Consider the following 1,585-nt stretch of genomic DNA (forward strand, 5'->3'; position numbering starts at 1 on the left):
GCCGGACGGCGGGACGGCGGAGGTGCGCGTCGTCGTCGTCGACCCGGCCGACGGCGCGACGCGGCTCACGGCCACCGCGGCGGGCCTGCTGGTCGGCGCCGAACCGGTGGACGGGGACCTCGTCGTCGCCGTCGTCCGCCCGGACGGCCGGCTGGGCGCCGCCCGCTGGGACCTGTCGACCGGGGTGCCGCTCTGGGAGCACGTCAGCGCCGACGGGATCCGGCCCGATCAGGTCCTCACCGGCGACCCCGCGGCCGCCCTCGTGCCCGTGTGGCGGCCCGACTCCCTGAGCCTCGGCGCCGTCGCCGTCGACCTCCGCACCGGGGAGGCGCTCGACGCGGAGCGGGAGCGGCGAGCGCCGGTACGGCACGAGGAGCACGTGCTGGCGAGCGGCGCCCGCGTGACCTGGTCCTGGGACCCGGACGGGGACTCCGGGCGCGGGCGGGTCACGCGGGAGGGACGGGGCCGGCTGTTCTCGTTCTTCGGACCGCCGCTCGTCCCGGTGGGCGCCACCGACGGGTCCGTGGCGGACACCCTCCTCACCGTCTCCGCCGACGGCGAGCGCCTGCGGGCACTGGAGCTGGGCAGCGGCCGCCCCCGGTGGAGCCTGCCGTACGACGGTCGGGTGCCGGTCCGCGCGACGGCCCAGGTGGACGGGGTGGCGCTCCTCGACGACGGCGCCACGGTGACGGCGGTGGACGTGCGGGACGGGCTGTGGCTCTGGCGCTCCCCGGTGGCGGACGGGGTGGTCCCGTCCTCGGCGCTGACCGACGGCGACGTCGTGCTCCTGCCGTGGCGGCGCGGCGACGGTGCGCTGGTCGTCGTCGCCCGCCGCCTCGCCGACGCCGCCGAGGTGTGGCGCTCCGGGACGCCCGCGGGGACGGGGCTCCTCACCGTCGTGGACCACCACCTCGTGGCCGCCACGGGGGACGCCGTCGTCGGCCTGTCGGTCGGCCCGCCGCCCGGCTGAGGCATGCGACGGGACCGGCGCGGCGCGGGCCCCCCTCGCCGTGACCCCGAGGTCGGGACCGCGGTCCCGTTCCCGCGGGGTGGCGTGCTGCCACGATGACGACATGGCCACCTGGGGCCAGTTCGCCCGCAGCGCTCCGGACCTCGCGGTCACCGCGAGGGACCTCCTCACGGTCCCCGGCACGGGCTTCGGCTACCTGGCCACCGTCGGCGGCGACGGCGCGCCGCGCGTCCACCCGATCATGCCGGTGTGGGCGGCCGGGTCGATGTTCGCCTTCATCGGCCCCTCGCCCAAGCTGCGGGACCTCGAGCGCGACGGCCGCTACGCCCTGCACTCGACCGGCTCCGAGGACGTCGACGACGAGCTGATGGTGGCGGGCACCGCGGTGACCCACGGCGAGGTGGCGCTGCGGGCGGCGGCCACGGCGGCGTGCCCGTTCGAGCCCGCGGACGACACCGAGCTCGTCGAGCTCCTGCTGAGCCGTGTGATGTGGGCGCACTACGCGCCGCGCGGCGTGTTCCCGCCGCGGTACGTCGTGTGGCACGCGGACCCGGACCCCGGACGACGCTGACCCGCCGGCGCCGAGTCCGTGCCGCGGCGAGCGGCGCGGGGGGT

Annotated in this window: 2 protein-coding genes; both read left to right on the forward strand. The window is 78.3% G+C overall.

Annotated elements, in window-relative coordinates; genetic code table 11:
• On the forward strand, nucleotides 1-970 hold a 970-nt coding region (locus N866_RS16820), incomplete at its 5' end, for an outer membrane protein assembly factor BamB family protein (RefSeq protein ID WP_034228627.1).
• A 103-nt stretch (nucleotides 971-1,073) separates the two neighbouring features.
• Nucleotides 1,074-1,541 (forward strand): pyridoxamine 5'-phosphate oxidase family protein, encoded by a 468-nt coding sequence (locus tag N866_RS20135; RefSeq protein WP_081802762.1) that lies wholly within the window; start codon nucleotides 1,074-1,076, stop codon nucleotides 1,539-1,541.
• Nucleotides 1,542-1,585: the final 44 nt, after the last annotated feature.

It is taken from the genome of Actinotalea ferrariae CF5-4, from assembly GCF_000603945.1.
Classification (GTDB): domain Bacteria; phylum Actinomycetota; class Actinomycetes; order Actinomycetales; family Cellulomonadaceae; genus Actinotalea; species Actinotalea ferrariae.